Below are 13,039 nucleotides of genomic sequence, written 5' to 3' on the forward strand. Positions count from 1 at the left end.
AAAGTAGATTCTCCCTTCAAGGAGATTCGACCTATGAAAATCGGCGATTTCGCGGCGAAGAGCGGGCTCAGTGCCGATACGCTTCGCTATTATGAGCGGATCGGACTGCTGCCGCGAACGGTTCGCGATGCGGGCGGGCGACGCAGTTACGGCATGGACGATCTCGCCTGGGCGGCTTTCCTGCGAAAGCTGCAAGCGATGGATATGCCGATGCGCGACCGGCTGGAATATAGCCGTCTGCGCGCTGAGGGCGACGCGACCTTGCAGACCCGGCGCAAGATGCTCGAAGCGCACCGCGATGCACTCGTCGCACGGCAGGTCGAACTGGCCGAGCTGGTGGCAACGCTCGATGCGAAGATCGATCATTATATCGATATGGAATCGGAAACTCAGGATGGTTTCAATGACAGTGGACAGACGCACGATGATCGCGGGAGCAGCAGCGCTCCCCCTCGCGACCGATCCAGGCGCGGTGCAAGCGCCCGTGCATAGCGAGCGCTACCAGCGCGGACTCGCGCAACTGGAAACGGTCAGCGGGCCGCATGGCGCTGCGGTGATCGACAGTCTCAATGATATCGCTCCCGATCTCGGCCGTTATGTCGTGGAATTCGCTTATGGCGACATATTCGCCCGCCCTGGACTGGACGTCAAAACGCGCGAACTCGCCACGGTCGCGGCGCTGACCGCGATGGGAACCGCCGCACCGCAGCTCAAGGTTCATATGCAGGCATCGCTCAGGGTCGGCGCGTCGCAGCAGGAGATCGTCGAAACCATCTTGCAGATGATCCCCTATGCCGGCTTTCCGGCGGCCATCAACGCGATCACCGTGGCCCGGCAGGTGTTCGCGGAGTGACGAGACGGCCTGTGGTTCGTTGGCCAACTAAATATCGATGCTTGGCTCGCCCCGGCGCACCGTCTGGACGATCGCGGTATAGAGTTCGGCGCGCGCCGCTTCCTCGGACAAATCGCCCGCCGCTGCCGCACGCGACAGCGCCTCGGCGCTACCCAACATCGCCCATAGCGCGGCAGCACTCGGTCCCCCATCGGCGGCAAAGGGCGCAAGGAGATCGCGGCACTTGGCGGTAAAAGCGCGCTCATGCTCGCGGATGATCTCGCTCATCTCCGGCGATCCCGCAAGCGCGGCGAGAATGCCTGGAATTTCCCGCCCCTGCCGCGCTACGCACTCGATATAGCTGTCGGCAAGCACCCGCGCCTTGGCATCCAGACTGGCCTCGCTCGCGGCGAGCGCAGCGTCCATCGTTTCGGTCTGTCGCCGGTCAAAGTCCCGGAACAGCGCCGCGAGCAGCCCCTCACGCGTCCCGAAATGGTCGTAAACAACCGGTTTTGTCACTCCCGCGCGTTCGGCCAACCGCCCCAGCGTAAGCGCGTCGGCGCCGTCCTGCCCCAACATTCGCCACGCCGTTTCAATGAGCTGGCGAGCGCGCTCTTCGCGCGACAGGCGCCGCCGAACGTCAGGGTTGGATGAAATCGGTTCGGCAATTGACATCATTATATACCTTAAGTAACTTACCAAAAGTATATAGAGAACTGCTTTTCATCACAAGCTCCGCGGGAACGCAGCCATGCACAGCCTGATCGTCGTGTCACATCCCAATCGCGCCTCGCTGACGCATGCGATCGGCACCGAGGTTGCCGAAGCCATTCGCGCCGCCCACAGCGGTAATAGCGCGGAAATTGCGGATCTGAGCGCCGAGGGGTTCGATCCGCGATTTTCCCTATCCGACGTTGAAACGATCAACCGTATCGCGAAACCGCCCGCCAGCATATTGGCAGAACAGGCACGCATCGACCGCGCCGATACCCTTGTGCTGGTCTATCCCGTCTATTGGTGGTCGATGCCCGCGCTTTTGAAAGGGTGGATCGACCGCGTCTTCTCCGCCGGCTGGGCCTATGACGAAAGCCCGGATGGCAAACTTGAGAAAAAGCTGCAGCGGCTGGGCGTGCATTTGATCGCGATCGGTGCGGCCGATGCCGGCACTTACGCGAAGCATGGTTATTCGGGCGCCATGAAGACGCAGATCGATCATGGAATCTTCGACTATTGTGGGGCCCGCATTCTGTCTTCGCACCTGTTAACCGTGCCGGACGCAACAGAAGCCCCGACTGCGCTGAGGGCGGCGCGGCAGATCGGCGAACGCATCGGCAATCCGGCGCTTTGCGACGCGGCCTGACCGACCGCCTTCAGTCGAGCGCGTTGGCGAGCCGCTTGCGAAGCGCAACCAGGGCCTCGACCGGAACTCCGGTGCGTGTGGAGACCGCAACATTGCCGGGAGCGGGTGCGGCCGTCGCAGCCGCAGCAGCCTTCGCGCTGCCATCCAACAACGCCTTGCGCGCGCCCTCGACGGTGAAGCCCTGCACATGCAGCAGATGGTGGATGCGCTCGGCGAGCGCGACATCTTCGGCGCGGTAATAGCGGCGGCGGCCCGATCGCTGGAGCGGCCTCAGCTGCGGAAACCGCGTTTCCCAGTATCGCAGCACATGCGTCGGCACCCCGATGCGCTCCGCCAGTTCGCCGATGGCGAGCATGGCGCCGGACGCCTTGCTGCCATCGTGGGAACCGTCAGTAGCTGCCATGCGTCAGACCCGGCCTATTTGCCTGCCACGCGGGCGCGCATCGACTGGCTCGCGCGAAAAGTCATCACCCGCCGTGGCAGGATCGGCACCTCGATACCTGTCTTGGGATTGCGGCCAATCCGCTGCGCCTTGTCGCGCAGGACGAATGTGCCGAAACCCGAAATCTTCACATTCTGCCCGGCCGCGAGTGCGTCCGCCATGTGATCGAGAATCGATTCGACGATTGCGGCCGATTCATTGCGCGAAAGCCCGATCTGCTGATGAATCCGGCTGGCTATATCGGCGCGCGTGAGCGTCCCTGCGGTCATGATGATCCCTTCCCCCTCCTGAAGCGAAAATGCGCTTTCGGCCTCCTGACAGCCCCCACCGTCACGAGTCCCGAGCGCCATATGTAACAAATCCGAATAAATCCGCCAAACTGAAACGGATGGACGGAGAAGTTGACGCGACGAGTGTCACCGCGCCAGCGTCGGCGCGAATCCGCGCTCAAACGCGCAGGACGGCAGCGCCCCAGGTAAAGCCGCCGCCCATCGCTTCGAGCACGACCAGATCGCCGCGCTTGATGCGTCCGTCGCGCACCGCCAGGTCGAGCGCGAGCGGAACCGACGCCGCCGATGTATTCGCGTGCTGATCGACGGTCAGCACGACGCGATCGGCCGGAAGTCCCAGCTTTTTTGCGGTTGCATCGATGATCCGCTTGTTCGCCTGGTGCGGCACGACCCAGTCGATGTCGTCAGGCGACAACCCGACGTCGCGCATCACCTCGCCCAGCACGGCGGCCAGGTTGGTAACCGCATGGCGAAAGACTTCGCGCCCCTGCATCCGGACATGGCCGACCGTGCCGGTGGTCGATGGGCCGCCGTCGACATAAAGCATGTCCGAATATTTGCCTTCGGCATGGAGCCGCGTCGCGAGGATCCCCCGATCATCGGTAACCTCTTCGGCCGACAGCACGATCGCCCCCGCCCCGTCGCCGAACAGGACGCAGGTCGTGCGGTCCTCCCAGTCGAGGATGCGGCTGAACGTTTCGCTGCCGATCACCAGCGCATGTTTGGCGGCGCCGGTGCGGAGCATCGAGTCAGCGACCGACACGGCGTAGAGAAAGCCCGAACATACTGCCGCGACATCGAAAGCGATGCAGTCGGGCGCGCCGAGCAATGCCTGGACCTTGGTCGCGCTCGCCGGGAATGTGTTGTCCGGTGTCGCGGTGGCGACGATGATCAGGCCGATGTCGGCGGGCCGGAGTCCAGCGGCTTCGAGTGCCTGCCGCGCGGCGTCGGCGCCAAGCGTTGCGGTTGTCTCATCGGCTTCGGCGATATGGCGGAAACGGATGCCGGTACGTTCGACGATCCACTCGTCGCTGGTATCCACACGCTCCGCCAGTTCCGCATTCGAAACGCGGGTGCGCGGCAGCGCCGATCCGGTGCCCTTCAGGACTGCGCGGCGCGTCATGCGGCGTCGCCGCGGCGGAAGTTCGCGAGATCCTCGGTCACCTGACGGGTAATATCCTTTTCGATCAGCTCGGCGCATAGGTGGACGCAGTTGGCGACCCCCTTGGCATCGGCGCTGCCATGACTTTTCAGCACTACGCCGTTGAGGCCGAGGAACACCGCGCCATTGTGGTTATTGGGATCGAGATGGTGGCGCAGCAATTCGGTCGCGGGGCGCGAGATCAGGAAGCCGATCTTCGAGCGCGTCGAGCTCGTAAAAGCCCGGCGCAGGAGGTCGGTCACGAAGCGCGCCGTCCCCTCAATCGTCTTGAGCGCGATATTGCCCGAAAAACCGTCGTGGACGATCACATCGACATCGCCGCGCGACAATTTGTCGCCCTCGATAAAGCCGGTAAATTCCATCGGCAGCCCTTGCGCTTCGCGAAGCATCGCCGCGGCATCGCGGATCTCGTCGGTGCCCTTCAGCTCTTCGGTGCCGATGTTGAGCAGCGCGACGCGCGGGCGCTGGAGCCCCATCGCGGTGCGCGCATAGGCCGCGCCCATGACGGCGAACTGGGTGAGGTTGGTCGCGTCGCACTCGGTGTTGGCGCCGAGGTCCAGCATCACGACATCGTTGTTGCCAAGCGAGGGCAGCAGCGCCGCGAGCGCGGGCCGGTCGATTCCCGGCATGGTGCGCAGCGCGAGCTTTGCCATCGCCATCAGGGCGCCGGTGTTACCCGCCGACACGGCGCCACCGGCATCGCCGCGCTTCACCGCGTCGATCGCCAGCCCCATCGAGGTGCTTTTGGCCTTGCGCAGCGCCTGGCTCGGCTTGTCCTCGCCCGATACCACGCCGTCGGTGTGGATGATGTCCGACGCCGCGCGCAGATTGGGGTGGTTGTCGAGCGCCGCCTTGATCCGCTTCTCGTCGCCGACGAGGATGAAACGCAGGCCGTCATGCTTGTGGCGCGCCATTGCGGCACCGGCGAGCATTACGCGCACGCCGACGTCACCGCCCATCGCATCGATTGCGATTCGCGGTGTCAGTGCCATCTAAAACCCTCCGGCCGAATGGTTACGCGCCGACCGACACCACTTCGCGGCCGTTATAATGACCGCAGGCGTTGCAAAGATTGTGCGGACGCTTCAGTTCGCCGCAGTTGGGGCATTCCTGAAAGGCTTCAACCTTCAGGCTGTCGTGGCTGCGACGCATTCCGCGCTTCGAGGGCGAGGTTTTTCGCTTGGGAACGGCCATGATTTTTCCTGCATTCTCAAATAGTGTGTCACGAATCGGCTACCCGGATTTGTCATGCCCGTCGCCGGAAATGACTGGCCCGCCCGCCAAGCCGAAGCCCGGCCCCGTCGCTTTGGAACGGGACAAATCTTCCGCCGGAGGGTGCCTCAACGCCAGAAGGTGTCGGGTGCCGGATCGGGCGCGGCTATAGCGTTTTCGCCCGCAAAGGCAAGTCCTGTGGATGAGATTGCGTAACCAAATGCGTTGCCCTTGCCGATCGCGCGGCGCGATGCCACACATAACCGGCACCGGGGGAGGCCAGCCGGGTGCGAACAGGGGGACGCATATGATTATCTTGCCGATCAGTCTGACGATTGCCGCCGGAGCCGCGCTCCTCAACCTGTGGCTGTCGATCCGCGTCGGCCGCGTCCGGACGAAGGAAAAGGTCTTCATCGGCGACGGCGGCAACGATCTGTTGACCCGGCGCATGCGTGCGCACAGCAATTATGTCGAAAACACCGCGTTTGTGCTGATCCTGCTCGCGTTGGTCGAGTTAGGGATTGGCTCGTCGATGTGGCTGTGGGGCGTCGGCGCGCTCTACCTTGTCGGACGGATTCTTCATGCGATCGGCATGGACGGGATGATGTGGGGCCGCATGGTCGGGACGATCATCACGATGCTGACGCAGCTCGGCCTCGCGCTCGGCGCGCTGGCGATCGTCTATCTGACGCCCACCAGCATTACGACGACCGAGATCCAGGAAACCGTCGCGGTGGCGCAATAAAATCCCCGTCATTGTGACCCCGGATTTAATCCGGGGGAAGCAATCCGGAGCCTGCGTGAATCGCTCTGAATTGCTTCGCTGCGCTCGCAGTCACGGAAATTAATCTGCTACCCCCATCGCCACATCGCCCACAAACGGGTTCGTCCGCCGCTCGTGCGCGAAATTGCTGTGCGCGCCATGCCCAGGCAAGAAGGTCGTGTCGCCGCCGAGCGGCCATAGCTTCTGCGTGATCGAATCGAGCAATTGCTGGTGATTGCCACGCGGGAAATCGGTGCGCCCAATCGATCCCTGAAAGATGACATCGCCGACGATCGCCAGCTTGGACGGCGCATGATGGAACACGACATGCCCCGGCGTGTGCCCAGGGCAGTGAATGACGTCGATCGTCAGATTGCCCACCGTCACCGTGTCGCCATCGACCAGCCAGCGGTCGGGCTCGAACGGTTCGCCGACCATGCCGAAGCGCGCGCCATCCTCGGCGAAGCGTTCGATCCAGAAGCGGTCGTCCTCATGCGGCCCTTCGATCGGCACGCCCAGCTCCTTCGCCAGCATTCCGGCCTGTCCGCAATGGTCCATATGTCCATGGGTGACGAGGATTTTCTCGACCTCGACGCCCGTCTGCTGCACTGCCTCTTTCAGCTTGGGCAGGTCGCCGCCGGGGTCGACCAACGCCGCCTTGTTGGTTTCGGTGCACCAAAGGAGCGTGCAATTTTGCTGAAAGGCGGTGACGGGCACGATCGCCGCACGCATCGGAGGGTTTGGAGCGTTCATGCCGCCGATGTGGGGAAATGCGGCGCAAATGGCAAGTCGCCACCAGGACGCGCACGCCTCCCATTTCACCCGGTGGCAGGACGGGCATATTGGTCCTCGCCATGACCGAGGCCTTTCTTCACGGCACCGTGCATCTTGCGCGCGAGGATATGCAAGCGGCGCTGACGGCTGATCCCGACGCGCTGGCACTGTGGCAGGCGCTCACCCCGCTGGGGCGCAACGAGTTTATCTGCTGGGTCGACGACGCCAAGCAGGACAAGACGCGCGCGCGCCGCATCGAGCGGACCGTCGAGGAATTGCACGAGGGCAAAAAGCGCCCGTGCTGCTGGGCCGGGTGTATCCACCGCACCGACAAGGCGCCGAGCAAGTGGCAGCAGGCGGTGCTGATCGACAAGAAGGCGAAATAAGGCGGGCGGACGCCTCAGCGCAGCGTCATCGTGTCGCCTTCGACATTCACCGCGTCGAGTTTCGACAGGAAGCTTTGTCCAAGCAGCGACACGCCCATGTCGGCGTCGATCACCGCTGCCTGGACGCCGCGCACCTCGATCCCCTGCACCTCGACGCTGTCGAGCATCACCGTGCGCATCGGCACATCGCCGCCCGCAGTTCGCGCCATGCCGCCGATAGGCAGGCGGTCGACATCGATCCCGATCGCTTCGGCATCGCGCCGCGTTAGCGCGACGATCGACGCGCCGCTGTCGACCATCATGCGGATGCTGGCGCCTTCGACCGCGGTGTCGGCATAGAAATGCGAGTCGCCCGAACGCGCGATGCGCACCTCGCCACCCGACGAAGCGGAACCGGTGCCCGGCGATGACCTGCTGCGCGTCCCGCGCTCGGTCGTCCAATTGCTGTTAGCCGATGGATCCTCGGCAGCCTCCTGAGCTTGATCGTCGTCCGTTGAGCGGCTCGCGACGCTCGCCACGCCGACCGAGACCGCCGTGATGGCGACGGCCAATACTAGAGATCGCCCGATCATGGGCGCCTTTGTCGCATATATGCGTTGGAGATTGGTTAAGCAGGGTCGCGGCTTATTGCAGCGCGGGTGGGCTTCCCATCACCCTGTTCGATGAACGCGCGCCACACGGGCGCTTCACCACGAATGCTGTAAGCAATCCGCGCACAGGCATGGGGACTCCCGGTCCGGTTGTCGGCCTCAGCTGCGGTAGCCGGCCATGAAACTTCGGCCCGCAAAGACCAGCACACCAGCGCCTCGGCCTCCTGCCCTGCCTCGATTGCCGCGCGTTCGTGGGCGCTGAGCGAAGCGGGGGCGCTCCAGCCGAAGATCGCGCGATACGGCGTCGCCCCGCCCCACAAGGCTTCACCGAACGGGCTATCGTGATCAGCAAGCATCGCCCGAATCCGCGCCCGATCGGCGGGTGCGAGCCACTGGCCCCCCAGCATCGGCGCCCAGCGCGCCTCGTCGCGCGAGCGCAGCGCCGCCGCCAGCTCGTCGGCAGCCGCCTCGAAGCGCGGCGTCCACGCCGAATCGACCGCCAAAGGCGCGAGCCGCGCCGACGGACGCACCGCTTCAGCTTCGGCCGGCAGCAAGGATTCGGGTGCCGCCGAAACGGGTGCGGTCGGGACGGACATGGCGGCGAACGCCGACAAGATCATCAAGGCGCGCATGGGCGACACATTAGCAGTTGCGCCTGCACCTGTCATGAACCGGCGAGCAGCCCCTCGCGCATCCACCGCGGCGCATTGACCGGATCGATCGTCTCGACCCGCCGATGCTCGACCGACCAGCCAAGCTCGGGATAGGCGACGACCTGGCGCTTTTCGTCGGCGTCGGCGATCGGCACGACGACAAGCCGCCGGTTGACCTTTTGCCGCCAGTTCATCCGCGCGGTGTTCTCCTGTCCGACATAGCAGCCCTTGGAAAAGCTGACGCCGTTCAGCTCAGCCGCATTGCATTCGAGCCAGAGCGTCGTCCCGTCGCCGAGCTCACCGCGCCCCTCGGTAACGCCGAGCGCTAACCGGTGCGCCCGCCACGCAGCATCGGCGCCCTCGCCTTCGTCCACAGTTGCTAGCCAGCGCTGGCCAAGTTCGGGCAGCCGCGGATCGACCACGCCCAGATCGCCCTTCGGCGCCCAATGGACGGCCAGTCCCTCCTCGCGTTCGATGACGATCGCGCGGCGCAGGCGATAGAGCGACAGCCGTTTGGCAAGCCCTTCGGTGGCCTCGCGCTCGCAATCGATCAACACATCGTCGCCGTCGCCCCAGATCAGGAAGTCGAACAGCGCCTTGCCCTGCGGGGTCAGCAGCGCTGCCCACACGGGCAGGTTTCCCGACACGTCATTGGTGACAAGGCCCTGGAGGAACCCGCGGACATCCTCGCCCGAGAGACGGATCAGGGCGCGTTCGCGAAGGGTGGTATTGGACATGCCGATAATCTAGGGACGCCCCAGCCAAAGCCAAGCCCATTTGCCACGAGTCTTTTCAATGACCGACCGCCTGACGATCCGCCGCCCCGACGATTGGCACGTCCATCTGCGCGACGGCGCGATGCTGACCCATGTCGCGCCTTACACCGCGCGCCAGTTCGCGCGCGCGATCGTCATGCCCAACCTGTCGCCGCCTGTGACGACGGCTGCGGAAGGCCGAGCCTACCGCGACCGCATCAACGCTGCGGTGCCTGCAGGGCTCGATTTCACGCCGCTGATCGTTGCCTACCTCACCGACCACAGCGACGCCGGCGAAATGGCGCGCGGCCACGCCGAGGGCGTTTTTACCGCCGCAAAGCTCTATCCCGCGCACGCTACCACCGGCAGCGCGCACGGTGTCACCGATGTCGCGAACATCATGGGCGTACTCGCGCGGATGCAGGACATCGGGATGCCGCTGCTCATCCACGGCGAGGTCACCGACCATGACGTCGACATTTTCGACCGCGAGGCGGTCTTCATCGACCGCACGCTCGAACCGCTCGTTCGCGCGCTTCCCGCGCTCAAAATCGTCTTCGAACACATTACAACGGCCGAGGCTGCGCAGTTCGTCGCCGACGCCCCCGCCAATGTCGCCGCGACGATCACGCCGCAGCATCTGCATATCAACCGCAACGCGATGCTCGTCGGGGGCATCCGCCCGCACGCCTATTGCCTGCCCGTTGCCAAGCGCGAGCATCACCGGCTCGCGGTGCGCGCCGCTGCGACATCGGGTTCGCCCAAATTCTTCCTCGGCACCGACAGCGCGCCGCACGCGGTGCACACGAAGGAAGCGTCTTGCGGCTGCGCCGGTATTTTCAACGCATCCTTTGCGCTCGAAAGCTATGCGATGGCATTCGACCAGGATGGCGCGCTCGACAAGCTCGAAGGTTTTGCCAGCGAGCATGGCCCACGCTTCTATGGCCTGCCCCTCAATCAGGGCACGGTAACATTGGAACGCGCCGATACCGTCGTCCCCGACCGGATCGGGGACATCGTGCCTTTCCACGCCGGCGAAACAATCGCCTGGCGACTGGTCTGATCCAGCGGAGTCCTTTTTGACTATATTGTCATCCCGGCGAAGGCCGGGATCTCGCCGGTGCGTCAGATCGAGAGGGAGAGATCCCGGCCTTCGCCGGGATGACAGGAAGAGATGAAGGCAACGCCTGTGCGATCGAACAAGGCCGCCAGCTGCCCTCGCCTGCGCGGGGCGACGTTGATCAAGCCACCTCGATCTTTGGCTCCGCGCGCATCTTGCGCCACATGTCGAAACTGAACACCGCGACGCTGAGCCAGATCAGCACGAAGCACGCGAGTTGCACCGGTTTCAGCGGCTCGCCGAATGCGAACAAGCTCAAGAGGAACTGGATCGTCGGCGCCAGATATTGCACAAAGCCGAGCGCGGCATAGCTCATGCGCCGCGCTGCGGTCGCAAAGAGCAGCAGCGGCACGGCGGTCACCACCCCGCCCGCCATCAGTAAAAGGGTGATCGACGTTTCGGAGGCAAATCCGCGCCCGTCGCCGATACCGATATACCAGGCGGATAGTGCGAGCGACGGAAGCAGCAGCACCGTCGTCTCGACCGACAGCCCGGGGAGCGAGCCCACCGGCACGATCTTGCGAATAAGCCCGTAAACGGCAAAGGAAAATGCAAGCGTCAGGCTGATCCACAGCGTATCGAGCGCGCCCGCGAGCAGGATCGCAACGCCGATGCCCGCGATGACGACGGCAAGCAGTTGCATCCGCGACAACCGTTCGCCGAGGAAAAGCACCCCCAGCATCACATTGACGAGCGGGTTGAGATAATAGCCGAGGCTCGCCGCGAGCACATGGTCGGTGAAGATCGCGTGGATATAGACGAGCCAGTTGACCCCGATCAGTAGCGCGCTCGCAAGCAGCAGGCGCAGTATCCGCCAATGTTTCAGCGCAGCCAGATATTCGCCGATCTGGCGGCGGAAAAGCATGATGACGACACAGAGCGGCAGCGACCAGATGATCCGCTGCGTCAACACTTCGATCGGCGGGACGCTGCTCACCAGTTTGAAGAACAAGGGGACGAAGCCCCAGATTCCATAGGCGGCGATCGCGAAGGGCAAGCCGCCTTGTGCGCTCCCCGCGGGGGCTATTGCCTGTGCCATGGGCCGGACGTCTAAAAGATCAAATGATGCCGGCGCCCAGCATCAGGCGGATAACGCCGATGATGACGACGACGATATTGAGGTTCCGTCCGCTCGTTTTGTCCGACATCGCCCCAAGCGCCAGTCCAACCACGGCGAATGGAACGATCAACCAGTTCGCCCAGCCAAGCAGCGGAATGAAGGCGAAAACCGCCAGAACCAGAGCGACTGCGCCAATGACGAGCGAAGCGATATTGAGCATGGCGCAGGTTCTCGCACGCCGACACCGATGCCGCAAGAGCCTTTCGGCTCGTCGATGCCCGCACTCGGTTCATCTTGTTGCCGAAGGTTAATGCAACGGGATTTGGAGCTTGCTCGTTTTCCTTTCCGAAGCGCCCGACCTCGCCCGGCGGGGCGGAGGCGCCGAACCAGGAAAGGATTTATTATGCGTATTCTGAGCAAAGGCTTGATGGGCGCTTTCGTCGCCGCCAGCGTCCTTGGCACCACGCCCGTTCATGCCGGCATATCGACGCCTGCCAAGGCGCCGGGCTATCATCAGCTCGAACAGGCGTCTTCGTTTCATCGTAGCAAGAAGCATCACCGTCATGATGAGCGGCTCGCTGCAAACTCGCGCGTCTGGCGCGGCGATGATGGCCGTTATTATTGCAAGAAGGATAACGGCACGACCGGCCTTTTGATCGGCGGCGCGGTTGGTGGCTTGGCAGGCCACGAAATCGCCGGGAACGGCGACAAGCTGCTCGGCACCGTGCTCGGCGCGGCGGGCGGCGCCCTGCTCGGCCGCGAGATCGACCGCGACAAATATCGCTGCCGCTAAACAGAAACCGTCTCGCGTGCGGGTTCGAGACCCCTCCACCCGCACACGCTGATGGCGAGGGCACCGGTTAGCGCCGGTGCCCTCAAGCGTGTGCTTGGCTTGCCCATCGGCCGCTCTTGCCGCAGAAGCGTCGTTCAATTCTGTCGGAAAGAGAAGTTCATGTTGAACGGCCCCCTGCTCGTGACCGAGCGCCTGATCCTCCGCCCGCCCGCGGCGGAGGATTTTGACGCCTTTGCAGCGATGTGCAGCGAGGAAGAAACGATGCGCTTCATCGGCGGCGCCTGTCCGAGTTCGGCGGCGTGGCGACAATGGTGTACGCTGGCGGGGGCCTGGCACATCCGCGGCTTTTCGATGTTTTCCGTTATCGAACGCGAAAGCGGCGAATGGGTCGGCCGCCTTGGCCCGTGGGAGCCCGACGGATGGCCTGCTCCGGAAATCGGTTATGGCGTGAGCGCCAGATTTGCGGGCAAAGGCTACGCCTTTGAAGGATGCGTCGCCGCGTGCGACTTCGCGGTCGAGTTTTTGAAATGGCCTGAGCTCATGCACAGCATCGATCCTGCCAACACGCGCTCGCAGGCGCTGGCAAAGCGGCTGGGCGCGACGAACAGTGGCCCGACCCGCCTTCCCCCCCCCTTTGAAAATGCGCCCGTCGAGGCGTGGACGCAGAGCGCCGACGCCTGGCGCGTCAAGCGCAAGCAATTCCGCCCGTAACGATTATCGTTTGGTAAAAACCCCGCGCGGCATCCGCTGCAGCCCAAAGCGTCTCGGTCCGAGACAGTTTTTGGCTAACAAAGCCTTACCCGTTAACGCATTTTCTTTGCGCCTTTTTAACCAGGATCGGGCAATC

20 protein-coding genes are annotated in these 13,039 nt (G+C 63.9%); 8 read left to right on the top strand and 12 right to left on the bottom strand.

Annotated elements, in window-relative coordinates:
* The first annotated feature begins 33 nt into the window (after positions 1-33).
* Both VSX77_RS00260 and VSX77_RS00265 read left to right on the top strand, forming a co-directional pair.
* Positions 34-492, top strand: a complete 459-nt coding sequence (locus tag VSX77_RS00260; protein ID WP_338425679.1) for a MerR family transcriptional regulator — start codon at positions 34-36, stop codon at positions 490-492.
* On the top strand, positions 485-853 hold the full coding sequence (locus tag VSX77_RS00265; protein ID WP_338425680.1) for a carboxymuconolactone decarboxylase family protein: 369 nt from the start codon (positions 485-487) through the stop codon (positions 851-853). The genes VSX77_RS00260 and VSX77_RS00265 overlap by 8 nt, the downstream gene beginning before the upstream one ends.
* Before the next feature lie 27 nt (positions 854-880).
* On the opposite strand, the gene VSX77_RS00270 is transcribed toward VSX77_RS00265, so the two are convergent.
* Positions 881-1,507: a TetR/AcrR family transcriptional regulator gene (locus VSX77_RS00270; protein ID WP_338425681.1), complete on the bottom strand. Its 627-nt coding sequence runs from the start codon at positions 1,505-1,507 to the stop codon at positions 881-883.
* Between the two features lie 76 nt (positions 1,508-1,583).
* Between VSX77_RS00270 and VSX77_RS00275 the strand changes: the two genes are divergently transcribed.
* Entirely contained in the window at positions 1,584-2,192 is a 609-nt protein-coding gene (locus VSX77_RS00275; RefSeq protein ID WP_338425682.1) for an NAD(P)H-dependent oxidoreductase, read from the top strand.
* A 10-nt stretch (positions 2,193-2,202) separates the two neighbouring features.
* Here the strand turns inward: VSX77_RS00275 and VSX77_RS00280 are convergent, their stop codons facing one another.
* The 5 genes from VSX77_RS00280 to rpmF form a co-directional block, all read right to left on the bottom strand.
* Entirely contained in the window at positions 2,203-2,595 is a 393-nt protein-coding gene (locus VSX77_RS00280; protein ID WP_338425683.1) for a MerR family transcriptional regulator, read from the bottom strand.
* Between the two features lie 14 nt (positions 2,596-2,609).
* A complete protein-coding gene (locus VSX77_RS00285) occupies positions 2,610-2,903 on the bottom strand; it encodes an integration host factor subunit alpha (protein WP_338425684.1) in 294 nt (97 codons plus the stop codon).
* A gap of 178 nt (positions 2,904-3,081) precedes the next feature.
* The gene (locus tag VSX77_RS00290; RefSeq protein ID WP_338425685.1) at positions 3,082-4,047 is read right to left on the bottom strand and encodes a beta-ketoacyl-ACP synthase III; all 966 of its coding nucleotides are present in this window, start codon (positions 4,045-4,047) and stop codon (positions 3,082-3,084) included.
* Positions 4,044-5,078: a phosphate acyltransferase PlsX gene (gene plsX / locus VSX77_RS00295; protein ID WP_338425686.1), complete on the bottom strand. Its 1,035-nt coding sequence runs from the start codon at positions 5,076-5,078 to the stop codon at positions 4,044-4,046. Before plsX ends, VSX77_RS00290 begins: the two co-directional genes overlap by 4 nt.
* A 22-nt stretch (positions 5,079-5,100) precedes the next feature.
* Positions 5,101-5,280, bottom strand: a complete 180-nt coding sequence (gene rpmF / locus VSX77_RS00300) for a 50S ribosomal protein L32 (protein WP_011541714.1) — start codon at positions 5,278-5,280, stop codon at positions 5,101-5,103.
* A gap of 325 nt (positions 5,281-5,605) precedes the next feature.
* On the opposite strand from rpmF, the gene VSX77_RS00305 reads away from it, so the two are divergent.
* A complete protein-coding gene (locus VSX77_RS00305) occupies positions 5,606-6,043 on the top strand; it encodes an MAPEG family protein (protein ID WP_338425687.1) in 438 nt (145 codons plus the stop codon).
* A 99-nt stretch (positions 6,044-6,142) separates the two neighbouring features.
* Here the strand turns inward: VSX77_RS00305 and VSX77_RS00310 are convergent, their stop codons facing one another.
* Positions 6,143-6,814, bottom strand: coding sequence for an MBL fold metallo-hydrolase (locus VSX77_RS00310; protein ID WP_338425688.1), 672 nt, complete (start codon positions 6,812-6,814; stop codon positions 6,143-6,145).
* Positions 6,815-6,915: 101 nt separating this feature from the next.
* Here VSX77_RS00310 and VSX77_RS00315 point away from each other — a divergent pair, with 101 nt between their 5' ends.
* Positions 6,916-7,221, top strand: coding sequence for a YdeI/OmpD-associated family protein (locus VSX77_RS00315; protein WP_338425689.1), 306 nt, complete (start codon positions 6,916-6,918; stop codon positions 7,219-7,221).
* A 14-nt stretch (positions 7,222-7,235) separates the two neighbouring features.
* Here the strand turns inward: VSX77_RS00315 and VSX77_RS00320 are convergent, their stop codons facing one another.
* The 3 genes from VSX77_RS00320 to VSX77_RS00330 are packed head-to-tail and all read right to left on the bottom strand — an operon-like array spanning position 7,236 to position 9,201.
* A complete protein-coding gene (locus tag VSX77_RS00320; protein ID WP_338425690.1) occupies positions 7,236-7,772 on the bottom strand; it encodes a retropepsin-like aspartic protease family protein in 537 nt (178 codons plus the stop codon).
* Positions 7,773-7,828: 56 nt separating this feature from the next.
* Positions 7,829-8,443 (bottom strand): hypothetical protein, encoded by a 615-nt coding sequence (locus tag VSX77_RS00325; protein WP_338425691.1) that lies wholly within the window; start codon positions 8,441-8,443, stop codon positions 7,829-7,831.
* 32 nt (positions 8,444-8,475) lie between these two features.
* A complete protein-coding gene (locus VSX77_RS00330) occupies positions 8,476-9,201 on the bottom strand; it encodes a YgfZ/GcvT domain-containing protein (RefSeq protein ID WP_338425692.1) in 726 nt (241 codons plus the stop codon).
* A gap of 58 nt (positions 9,202-9,259) precedes the next feature.
* On the opposite strand from VSX77_RS00330, the gene pyrC reads away from it, so the two are divergent.
* Complete coding sequence (pyrC, locus tag VSX77_RS00335) at positions 9,260-10,282, top strand: dihydroorotase (protein ID WP_338425693.1); 1,023 nt, start codon at positions 9,260-9,262, stop codon at positions 10,280-10,282.
* 178 nt (positions 10,283-10,460) lie between these two features.
* On the opposite strand, the gene rarD is transcribed toward pyrC, so the two are convergent.
* Together rarD and VSX77_RS00345 are read right to left on the bottom strand one after the other, a co-directional pair.
* The gene (gene rarD, locus VSX77_RS00340; protein ID WP_338425694.1) at positions 10,461-11,378 is read right to left on the bottom strand and encodes an EamA family transporter RarD; all 918 of its coding nucleotides are present in this window, start codon (positions 11,376-11,378) and stop codon (positions 10,461-10,463) included.
* A gap of 19 nt (positions 11,379-11,397) precedes the next feature.
* Positions 11,398-11,619 (bottom strand): hypothetical protein, encoded by a 222-nt coding sequence (locus VSX77_RS00345; RefSeq protein WP_338425695.1) that lies wholly within the window; start codon positions 11,617-11,619, stop codon positions 11,398-11,400.
* A 183-nt stretch (positions 11,620-11,802) separates the two neighbouring features.
* Between VSX77_RS00345 and VSX77_RS00350 the strand changes: the two genes are divergently transcribed.
* Together VSX77_RS00350 and VSX77_RS00355 are read left to right on the top strand one after the other, a co-directional pair.
* A complete protein-coding gene (locus VSX77_RS00350) occupies positions 11,803-12,192 on the top strand; it encodes a glycine zipper 2TM domain-containing protein (RefSeq protein WP_338425696.1) in 390 nt (129 codons plus the stop codon).
* 159 nt (positions 12,193-12,351) lie between these two features.
* Entirely contained in the window at positions 12,352-12,903 is a 552-nt protein-coding gene (locus tag VSX77_RS00355; RefSeq protein ID WP_338425697.1) for a GNAT family N-acetyltransferase, read from the top strand.
* Positions 12,904-13,039 lie beyond the last annotated feature (136 nt).

The organism is Sphingopyxis sp. TUF1, from assembly GCF_036687315.1.
Classification (GTDB): domain Bacteria; phylum Pseudomonadota; class Alphaproteobacteria; order Sphingomonadales; family Sphingomonadaceae; genus Sphingopyxis; species Sphingopyxis kveilinensis.

Bases quoted from the DNA above. Each gene is read 5' to 3' on its own strand.
- rarD (WP_338425694.1), bottom strand. From the start codon at position 11,378: ATGGCACAGGCAATAGCCCCCGCGGGGAGCGCACAAGGCGGCTTGCCC.
- VSX77_RS00270 (WP_338425681.1), bottom strand. From the start codon at position 1,507: ATGTCAATTGCCGAACCGATTTCATCCAACCCTGACGTTCGGCGGCGC.
- VSX77_RS00310 (WP_338425688.1), bottom strand. From the start codon at position 6,814: ATGAACGCTCCAAACCCTCCGATGCGTGCGGCGATCGTGCCCGTCACC.
- VSX77_RS00315 (WP_338425689.1), top strand. From the start codon at position 6,916: ATGACCGAGGCCTTTCTTCACGGCACCGTGCATCTTGCGCGCGAGGAT.
- VSX77_RS00355 (WP_338425697.1), top strand. From the start codon at position 12,352: ATGTTGAACGGCCCCCTGCTCGTGACCGAGCGCCTGATCCTCCGCCCG.
- VSX77_RS00285 (WP_338425684.1), bottom strand. From the start codon at position 2,903: ATGACCGCAGGGACGCTCACGCGCGCCGATATAGCCAGCCGGATTCAT.
- VSX77_RS00275 (WP_338425682.1), top strand. From the start codon at position 1,584: ATGCACAGCCTGATCGTCGTGTCACATCCCAATCGCGCCTCGCTGACG.
- VSX77_RS00290 (WP_338425685.1), bottom strand. From the start codon at position 4,047: ATGACGCGCCGCGCAGTCCTGAAGGGCACCGGATCGGCGCTGCCGCGC.
- VSX77_RS00330 (WP_338425692.1), bottom strand. From the start codon at position 9,201: ATGTCCAATACCACCCTTCGCGAACGCGCCCTGATCCGTCTCTCGGGC.
- plsX (WP_338425686.1), bottom strand. From the start codon at position 5,078: ATGGCACTGACACCGCGAATCGCAATCGATGCGATGGGCGGTGACGTC.
- VSX77_RS00280 (WP_338425683.1), bottom strand. From the start codon at position 2,595: ATGGCAGCTACTGACGGTTCCCACGATGGCAGCAAGGCGTCCGGCGCC.
- VSX77_RS00260 (WP_338425679.1), top strand. From the start codon at position 34: ATGAAAATCGGCGATTTCGCGGCGAAGAGCGGGCTCAGTGCCGATACG.
- pyrC (WP_338425693.1), top strand. From the start codon at position 9,260: ATGACCGACCGCCTGACGATCCGCCGCCCCGACGATTGGCACGTCCAT.
- VSX77_RS00345 (WP_338425695.1), bottom strand. From the start codon at position 11,619: ATGCTCAATATCGCTTCGCTCGTCATTGGCGCAGTCGCTCTGGTTCTG.
- VSX77_RS00325 (WP_338425691.1), bottom strand. From the start codon at position 8,443: ATGCGCGCCTTGATGATCTTGTCGGCGTTCGCCGCCATGTCCGTCCCG.
- VSX77_RS00305 (WP_338425687.1), top strand. From the start codon at position 5,606: ATGATTATCTTGCCGATCAGTCTGACGATTGCCGCCGGAGCCGCGCTC.
- rpmF (WP_011541714.1), bottom strand. From the start codon at position 5,280: ATGGCCGTTCCCAAGCGAAAAACCTCGCCCTCGAAGCGCGGAATGCGT.
- VSX77_RS00350 (WP_338425696.1), top strand. From the start codon at position 11,803: ATGCGTATTCTGAGCAAAGGCTTGATGGGCGCTTTCGTCGCCGCCAGC.